We start from the raw sequence: 8084 nt of genomic DNA, 5'->3' as shown, positions 1-8084 counted from the left end.
GCTGCTGGGAACCAACTTCCCGGAGGGCTTTAAGACGGCGGTCGCCGTGCGGGGGTTCGACGTGGGTCCGCCCCGACAGATGATGAGCGAGGAAGAGCGCCAATACTTGCTCGGGCTCGAGTCGCAAGTCTCCTGCCTGCTGAGCGACATGGGGTACGACGTGGATCGCGCTCGCGCGTGCCCGGCGCCGTCTGAGCCGCCGATACTCAGACGGTGAGAGCTCCGTCGTGCGCGATCAGAAATAGGTCGCCACGCTGAACAGAGCCGCCGCACCATCGCTGGGGTTGTTGAACGCGTCCCGCTCGCGGCTGCGTTGGTAGTCCAGTTTGAAGACGGTCTCATCGGTCGGGCGGAAGTTGACGCCGAGGGTTAGGCGCCGTGCGTCGTCACCGTCTCGCCGTGCGTCGAAGTCAACCTGATCGTACCGGACCGTTCCCGTGAACCGCGAGCCGGGCAGCGCGTCCAGGACACCGGCGAGGAAACGCACGCTTGCCTGCACGTAGAAACCTGTCTGCCGGTCGGCGAGAACGCCTGCCATCCCCTCGGGAACGTCGACGTGCGTGCGTGCCCATTCGCCGAGGAACTCGAGCCTTCCGAACCGTGCGTCTGCATCCGCCGCTAAGACCGTCGCCCGACGCCCTTCGTCCACAGCGAGACCCTCGACCAAGGCGGCGTTGTACGCTCCGTGGTGCACGGAGCTCCCGAACTCGACCGTGGACGTCGGGCTGACGCCGATGCGACCGACGAAGGACGGCTTCGTGTTGTTGTCCTCGAAGTTGCCGCGGCCGGCGGGGACGCGGGTTCCGCTGGAGTCCCCGATCAAGATTCCATCGTGGAACCCGTTGGTGGCGTACGCCTCATAGGTGATGCGAGCCGCGCCGGATGGGTAGAACGAGCCGTAGAACCCCATTCCCGCCTCGGTCAACGCGACCCCGAGCAGTGATTCGGCGACGAGAGGGCGATCCGTCAGCTCATTCGCCGGACTGTCATGGGCGAGATTGAACCGTCCGAGCGGTGATAGGATAAGCCCGCCCCGGAACGTCGCCGACGGATGGAGCGCGAAATCGATCGTCGCCAGCTCGATCTTGATCTCTTCGCCTCCGTCCTCGAATTCGAGCTCCGTGGCGACGCGCGTCCTCTCGGACACCGGCGAGAAGGTGAACAGGTTGAACCGTTTCGGAACGAACGTCGCCTCGTCGGTGACGCCGTTCTCTCGCTCGAAGCGGTACTGGACCTCCGCGTATCCGCCGATGTGGATACTCTCCGCACGCGCCAGATAGGGCTTGTCGTACTGACCTCCGGTCACAAACGGGCGATCTGACTGCGCGTATGCAGAAGCGGCCGCCAACGCGACGAGCACGGCTCCAACCCGGATCATGCCTCAACCCTCTCACGCCAAGTCGATCACGTAACCCCCCGCCGTCTCCGTGACACGATTCTCCCGCAATGGAGCGGTTGCCGGACCCCGATGGACTGAGCCATCCAGCCCGAAGGTCGAGCCGTGGCATGGACAGACGATGCGCGCCGACGAGACCGCTGTCTGACAGCCTAGGTGGGGGCACCGCGAACTGAATACCCGTATCCCTCCGCCTCCATTCGGGACCACGATCAGCGGATGTGTGGAACCCGTTGGTGCGACGAGAAACGGCTTGCCGGCCGCCGAGAACGGCTCGACGGTACCGCGCGACATGTGGACGAGTCCTTGATCGGACGGAACCCGCAGCGTCGGTACACTCGCGCATCCCGTCCCGAGCGTCGCCGCGCCCAGCGCCGCCGTCCGCACGAACGCTCGCCGTGTCACAGAGTCCATCGGTCGCCCCCTAGAGCGAACGCACGAACGCTAGGAGTGCCGCCCGGACGTCCTCCGGCAACGCGACGTAGCGGTCTCGCACACGTTCCGCTTCTCCTCCGTGCAGGCGGATCGCCTCGTCCAAGTCGGTGGTGCGTCCGTCGTGGAGGTAGTAGGGGACATCGTTGGTGAACTTCTGTGCGAGACGGGTTCCCCAGAGAGGCGCGGTGCGCCACTCGCGCCCTGTCGCGTCCCCGTCGGGGCGGTTGTCGGCGAGGTCGGGTCCCATGTCGTGCAAGAGGAGGTCGGAGAAGAGATGCACTTCGGTGTTGTTCAGCGGTCGAAGGAAGTGTGGACCCGTCCGCATGGTTGGGACATGGCACTGCGCACAACCAATGTCGTGGAACGCGGCTTCGCCGCGCTGGGTCGAAGCCGTGTTGGGACCCCTGGCAGGCGGCGCGAGCAGACGGACATACATGGTCGTGTCGAGAACGGTGGATGCCGGAATCTCCGGGTCCGCGACGGCATCGCCCAGCGCCGTCGAACCTTGCTGCGGATGGGCGTTCTCGACAGGCATGAAGTCGCTGGTGATGCCCATGTCCTGATGATAGGCGGTGGTCACCTGCTCGAGCAGCGACGAAATGGATGCCTTGCGCCCGAAGCGCCCCAACTGCGGCGCCACGCCCCCGCCGATCTCGGACACCGGCACGAATCCGGCAGGGGTCACCCAGTTAGGTCGCCCAGAGATGCCGTCGCCGTCAGCGTCGTCAGAATCCGCGTTTGCCAGAATCGTCGCCTCCGGGATCGCCTCGATGAGCCCGACTCCGAACACAGGCGGAGGCATGCGGCGCGAGAGCGCGAGAGACGTGGGCAGTCTCTCGATCGGTATGCCAGGAATCGCCTTGTCCTGATGCTGGAGTCCGCCAGCCGCGCGGTCTTCGTCGGCATCCGCACCGAACCGGGTGAGGATCTCTTCCGGCGTGCCGCGTCCGTCAGCAGGATGGCACGCCGCACAGGATACGTTGTTGAAGATCGGTCCCAGACCGTCTGCAGGCGTGAAGACCCGTTCGAAGTTCTCATCGCCGCGTGAGAACTGCGCGTTGAAAGCCAGCGGCAAACTCTCGAAGGGTGTTTCGAAGTCGTCGCCCGTCGGCGGCAGTTCCGTCCAAAGGTCGCCACAACCGCCGAGGGCGACGGCAAGCGCATAGACGCCGCACCACCCATGACGCCTCCTCATCATGCACCTCCCTGGGGTTAGTGCCGACTAAATTAGTCAATACTAAATAGCCCCAACGAGTGGACGAATGCAAGGACCATGGCGTCGCAGCCACGGCTGTTTCATGAACGGACCGCCTGATCCCGAATCGGGTCCACCCAACGGGTCATTCCCGCAAGCCCCGCCTTCGCGGGGCCAGGAAGCGGGAATCCAGGACTCTGGGCTCCCACTTTCGCGGGAGCGACGGAGCGGAAACGGTGGCTCCATGGACGGCTGGTGTCCCGTCGGAGCAGCGGGCGTTCGTCTGGACCCCGCCGTGCGGGGACCGAGTGGCTTCATGAAACAGTCCTGCCCGCTAACGTTCAGTGCCAGACCCCGTACGTCTGCATGCCGAAAGCCAGTCCGTACAGGCTCCAAAGGCATCCCCATGTGTAGTCGCCCAGCAACAGACCGAGGAAGAAGGGAGCCGCGCGGCGATAGGCGCGCACTCCGCCAAGACGCAAGACGGTGAGCTTCATCGCCCAACTGATCAACGCCGGGAACCACTCGCGCCCGAAGCCTTCTCCGGTCGTCAGTACGTAGCCCGCGGGGTGGAACGGGAACCACAGCAGACGGGTCTTGAGCACCATCAACGCCATCGTGAACGCGAAGCCGCCGCCCATCCAGGCGACTTCGAGCGGCTTCGGCTCCGCCGGTTGCGCCATCCAACCCGCGAGCCGGTTGTAGGTCTCGTAGCCCATGTAGACGACCCATCCTCGCGCACGGTTCGCAGCTCCCAGCCGGTAAAACACGTCGAGATAGACCCAGAACGTGATGAGCGTACCGACGGCAACGGCTCCCAGGAACCCCAGCAGCACTCGGCGTGGCGGGATCGCCGCTCGTTCCGCGATGCGCAGCGACTCCAGTTGGCTGGGCATCGGGTTCGCGCGAAAGCATCGCGTCAGGGGGTAAAGGAGCGTGACGAGGGACATGTTCCTCGGACCCATGGCGCGCGTTCCGAAGGCGGTGACGAGCGTGCGACCGGGATCCATGTAGATGAGCGTGTGGACAGGGGGCCCGATCTCGGCGCGAGAGCGGGTGATTCCGACCACCATCGGGAAGTAGAGCGCGAAGTACGCGGCGAACACCCACAGCGACATCCCAGCGCGCGCCCAGATCGCCCCCAACGCCGCGATACCGACCAGAACACCAACGGCAGCGGATCGGAACGAGACCGCCTCGCCATCGGACCCGTTCCGATGCTCCGATCCGCGTGTCCATATGCCTCGCGCGATGCCCAGGAAGTATCGTCTCCCCAGCCACAGAGGGATCAACCCCAGCGCGATCCACGCCCCGACGGATTGCTCCAGACCGAAATCGTTCTGGTAGCCCGCCGCCCGAAAGCCGATGCGCCGAAGCCGCTCCAATAGGTAGAACGCCCAGCACGAGAAGGACAGATCGAGCGGCGTGAAGTACATCAGCCCCACGATGTAGGGATAGAACGAAATGTTCAGTCCGCCGATGGCGCTCCACGGACGAGTCGTGAAGGCGATCGCCTGGTGGTCCTTGACCGGCAGAAGGGGAAGCGACGGGTTCAGGAACGCCACGCCCTGCCAGATGTCGAGCGCGGAGACGAGGCAGACCCCGATCCAGAACCACCGGACGCGGAAGATCGACCCGGCGTCCTCCGTCAACGCCAGCGGAAGCTGCGTCACCGGGAACGACAGGCGCTCGTTCTCCGACCACTGACGGCGGATAAACACCGTCGTCAGTATCAGCACCGTCCACAGCAACAGAATGATCGCGGACCATGCGAGGACTGGTCCCGCCCAGGCATGGAGGACGGCGCGCCGGTAGAGGCTCGTATCGCCCTGGAAGTAGCCGGCGAGCACATCGCGATCCTTGACGACGAGCCAGGCCGGAAGGTGCTCCCCGAACAGCGCCACCCACTCGTTCTCCGCCGTGCCGAACCAGTACGGATGCTCGATCGCCGGCAGCAGGTAGCCCATCATCGTGTGACCGCTGATCGTCGTCACAGCGACCACCATCACGTACAGAGTCAGCAGCTCAGCACGCGTTAGGCACAGACGCGGGACGACTCGCACGAGGAGGGCGTTGATCGTGGTCAGTACCAGGAGCGTGAAGACCGCGTTGAAGAACAGGGATGCGATGGTGAGCTGCGTCGAATGCCATACCTCGCTGCCGAGCATCACCCAGTACGAGTTGACGGCGACCAACAGCACGCCCAGGGCGTAGACCGGAGCACGGACGGTTCCCTCGGCGGCTCTGGGGCTCTTGTTTCGTATCGCCATGGTGGCTCCTGACTCGTCGAGGGGCCCGCCATCTAGCCACAGGCAAGAGTAGGCCGCAAGCGGTCGGCGACTTGTCGCTGACGCACGGGGGCAACGGTGTCTCGCCAGGGCGACACTGCGACCATCGCGCCGGACAGGTCGGTTCGCCTGCGCGCGCGGTCAGACCTGTGCGCCGTGAGTCAGGCTCATCCACGGATCAGATGGTACGGATCGTGCATCCGTGTTCTGCCGGATATGTCCCGCATCCCGCCCAGTGCTGACGTGAGGAACCGAACACCGGTGGAACCTCGAGCCGACAACGCAACGAAGCACGCGACTGCCAACCGATCCGCACGCAGCGTTCCCGGGATCGCCTCGGACGCATTGGGCAGCTATCTCAGCGCCATCGGTCACGAAGCGTTGCTGACCGCCGACGAGGAGTACGCGCTCTTTGCGCGACTCCATCGGCTGAACCGGTGGCGGGATGATGTCGATGGTCAGATGCGGCGTATGTCGGCAGATGCCGAGGTGGGCGGCCCCGTCGCCTCGCGGAATATGCGCGGACGGCGGCGGAGACACGCTGCGCTCGTGGCGGCGACCGATGCGGTCCGGCGCCAGATCATCGAGTCGAATCTACGCCTCGCGGTTGCCATCGCCAAGCGGTTCCAGACGCGCGGCATCAGTCTTTCGGACCTCGTACAGGAAGCCAACGTCGGCTTGATCCGGGCGGTCGACCGCTTCGACCACGAACGCGGCGTGCGCTTCGCCGCTTACGCCGCCTGGTGGATCCAGCAGTCAGTCGGACTCGCCATCATGACGCAGGCGCGCACCATCCGGCTCCCGGCGTACCTGCAGGAGAGACAGCGGCAACTCCGACGCATTGCCGCCGACGCTCCGGCGACGGCAAGCGTGTCCGAGCTGGCTGAGAAGTCGGGAATGACCGCAGAACAGGCGTGGCGGGCGCTTCGGGCGGAGATCGACACGGTGTCGCTCGACCTGCCGGTCAGCCCGGAATCGCGCATGACCGTTGGCGAGGCCATCGAAGACGCGCAGACGCCGCGACCCGACGAGTCCGCCGAACGGTCGGAGCTGTCCGAGCGCGTCGAGCGAATGCTCGCCACCGTCGAGCCGCGCGCGCGCCACATCCTGCGTCTGCGCTACGGCTTCGACGATGGCGTCTCGCGTAGCCTTCAAGAGGTCGGCGACACGATGCAGTTGTCGCGCGAGCGCGTCCGACAGATCGAGTCGAGCGCCTTCGAGCGGCTCCGAATCAAGGGCGACCTCGAGGTACTCCGCGAGTACGCCGTCAGTTGATCCCGTTACTGCAGCCCGGTGATCGTCCCGTCGTCGTCGATATCCATCTCCGTCGCCAGCGGAACGGCTGGCAGCCCCGGCATCAGCAGCATGTTGCCGCAGACGGCGACCAGGAAGCCGGCACCAGCACTCAACCTCACTTCACGTACCGAAAGCCGCCATCCCCTGGGAGCGCCGACCTTCTTCGGGTCGTCGGAGACCGAGTTCTGCGTCTTGGCGACGCAGACGGGGAGTTCGCCGTAGCCCAACCGCACGAACTGGTCGATCTGTGCCTCCGCCTCCGGTGAGATATCCACGCCGTCCGCTCCGTAGGCGACCTCGGCGACGCGCTCCAGCTTGCGCCGTGGACTGTCGCTGCGCTCATAGAGCGGAGCGTACTTCGGCGACCCGGTTTCCGCTGCTCCGACCACAGCCCTGGCGAGTTCGGCAGCGCCCTGGCCGCCTCTGCCATAGGCTTCGCTTAGGGCAGCGGGCACTCCCCACTCGCGGCACGCATCGAGCACGGCTTGCAGTTCGCGCTCCGTATCCTGCGGGAACCGGTTCACTGCCACGACCGTCGCCATCTCGAACGTCGCGAGCATGTCGAGGTGCTTGCGCAGGTTCTCGAGCCCTTTGCGCACCTTCGGAACGCTCTCCTCGTTGAGGCTCGACTGCTTCGCCCCTCCGTGCCGCTTCAGGGCGCGCGCGCTGGCGACCAGCACGACGACGTCGGGAGCGAGACCGAACTGAGGCGCTACGATGTCGAGGAACTTCTCGGCTCCGAGGTCTGCGCCAAAGCCGCACTCGAACACCGCGTAGTCGCCCAGCTTACGGGCCAAGCGCGTCGCCACGATCGAGTTCGTGCCGTGAGCGATGTTCGCGAAGGGCCCACCGTGGATGAAGACGGGCACTCCCTCGGTCGTCTGAACCAGGTTCGGCTGAATCGCCTCGCGCAGAACCGCCGCCATCGCCCCGTCGGCGCCGAGATCGCGCGCTCGCACCGGAACGCCGTCAACGTCGAAGGCGACGACGATGTCTCCGAGGCGCTGCTTGAGCTCGCCGATCGACCCCGACAGGCAGAGCACCGCCATCACTTCCGACGCCGCCGTGATGACGAACCCGCTCTCGCGCTCGACACCGCTCTGTCCGCCGCCGTGTCCGACGACGACGGTTCGCAGCGACCGGTCGTTCATGTCGATGCACCGGGGATACACGATGCGGTTCGTGTCGATCCGCAGTTCGTTCCCCTTGTCGAGATGATTGTCGAGCATCGCCGCGAGCAGGTTGTGGGCGGCTCCGACGGCGTGGATGTCGCCGGTGAAGTGAATGCTGATCGCCTCACGCGGCTCGACCCCGGACTTGCCGCTACCGACCGCGCTGCCCTTGACGCCGAAGACGGGTCCCAGCGACGGCTGGCGAAGGGCGACCACCGTCCTCTTGCCAAGGTGCGTCAAGCCCTGACCCAAGCCGATGGACGTCAGCGTTTTTCCCTCGCCAGCAGACGTCGGAGTGATCG

The 8084-nt window shown here is 65.6% G+C and carries 6 protein-coding genes; 1 reads left to right on the top strand and 5 read right to left on the bottom strand.

Annotated elements, in window-relative coordinates; translation table 11 throughout:
- Window positions 1–235 precede the first annotated feature (235 nt).
- The 4 genes from FJZ36_16860 to FJZ36_16845 form a co-directional block, all read right to left on the bottom strand.
- Window positions 236–1378, bottom strand: a complete 1143-nt coding sequence (locus tag FJZ36_16860) for a hypothetical protein (GenBank protein MBM3216570.1) — start codon at window positions 1376–1378, stop codon at window positions 236–238.
- Between the two features lie 12 nt (window positions 1379–1390).
- On the bottom strand, window positions 1391–1810 hold the full coding sequence (locus tag FJZ36_16855) for a Rieske 2Fe-2S domain-containing protein (protein MBM3216569.1): 420 nt from the start codon (window positions 1808–1810) through the stop codon (window positions 1391–1393).
- A gap of 10 nt (window positions 1811–1820) precedes the next feature.
- Window positions 1821–3029 (bottom strand): thiol oxidoreductase, encoded by a 1209-nt coding sequence (locus FJZ36_16850; protein ID MBM3216568.1) that lies wholly within the window; start codon window positions 3027–3029, stop codon window positions 1821–1823.
- 338 nt (window positions 3030–3367) lie between these two features.
- Window positions 3368–5296, bottom strand: coding sequence for a hypothetical protein (locus FJZ36_16845; protein MBM3216567.1), 1929 nt, complete (start codon window positions 5294–5296; stop codon window positions 3368–3370).
- A gap of 96 nt (window positions 5297–5392) precedes the next feature.
- Between FJZ36_16845 and FJZ36_16840 the strand changes: the two genes are divergently transcribed.
- Window positions 5393–6589, top strand: coding sequence for a sigma-70 family RNA polymerase sigma factor (locus tag FJZ36_16840; protein ID MBM3216566.1), 1197 nt, complete (start codon window positions 5393–5395; stop codon window positions 6587–6589).
- 5 nt (window positions 6590–6594) lie between these two features.
- Here FJZ36_16840 and FJZ36_16835 read toward each other — a convergent pair.
- Window positions 6595–8084: formate--tetrahydrofolate ligase (locus FJZ36_16835; protein ID MBM3216565.1), on the bottom strand; the 1490-nt coding region annotated here is incomplete at its 5' end.

Source organism: Candidatus Poribacteria bacterium, from assembly GCA_016866785.1.
In the GTDB taxonomy this organism is placed as follows: Bacteria; Poribacteria; WGA-4E.
This window is presented reverse-complemented; position numbering and strand designations above follow the sequence as displayed.